The 910-nt window shown below is 74.2% G+C and carries 1 protein-coding gene; it reads right to left on the minus strand.

Features of this window, described 5'->3' with window-relative positions; translation table 11 throughout:
* Positions 1–774 (minus strand): DEAD/DEAH box helicase (locus tag ABEB16_RS22275; RefSeq protein WP_345714339.1); only part of this gene is annotated, 774 nt, incomplete at its 3' end.
* Between the last annotated feature and the right edge of the window lie 136 nt (positions 775–910).

Genomic DNA, 910 nt, shown 5'->3' on the forward strand with positions numbered 1-910 from the left:
GCGCAGCTGCTGGCGGGCCATCGCCACCAGTTCGGGGTTGACGACCGCGCCGGGCACCAGGGAGCCCTCGTCGCCCTCCAGGGGGTCCCCGGCCGGGTCGGTGAACAGGTCGTGCAGGCGGGGCCCGACGAGCAGGTGCTGCCACAGCGGCACCGGGCGGTGCTCGGAGACGACGATCTCGGTGTCGCCGCGCACGGTGTCCAGCCAGGCGCCGAACTCCTCGGCGTTGGAGACGGTGGCCGACAGCGACGCCACCAGCACGTCGTCGGGCAGGTGGATGATCACCTCCTCCCACACCGCGCCGCGGAAGCGGTCGGCGAGGTAGTGCACCTCGTCCATCACGACGTAGCCCAGGCCCGCCAGCGCCGGGGAGCCGGCGTAGAGCATGTTGCGCAGCACCTCGGTGGTCATGACGACCACCGGTGCGTCGCCGTTGACGGTGTTGTCGCCGGTGAGCAGGCCGACCGCCGCGGCCCCGTGGCGGGCGGCGAGCTCGGTGTACTTCTGGTTGCTCAGCGCCTTGATGGGGGTGGTGTAGAACGCCTTGCGGCCCTCCGCCAGGGCCAGGTGGACCGCGAACTCGCCCACGACGGTCTTGCCCGCACCGGTGGGTGCGGCCACCAGCACCCCGCGGCCGGCCTCCAGGGCCTGGCAGGCCTGCACCTGGAAGGGGTCCAGCTCGAAGCCGAGCAGCTCCGCGAAGGAGGCCAGGTGGGTGCGCTGCAGGGCGTCGCGGCGGCGCGCAGCCGCGTAGCGTTCCGCGGGGCTCGCCATGTGCGCGACAGTACGTCACGCCGCGGTGGGCACGCTCGGCGGAGGTGGCCTCAGCCGAGCACCCGCAGCGCCGCGGGCACCGCCTCGCACACCACCGGCAGCGCCCCCACCGGCTCGCCGTCGGCGTGCGGCTGCG

Origin of the sequence: Kineococcus glutinatus (assembly GCF_039542765.1) — a bacterium.
Lineage (GTDB): Bacteria > Actinomycetota > Actinomycetes > Actinomycetales > Kineococcaceae > Kineococcus_A > Kineococcus_A glutinatus.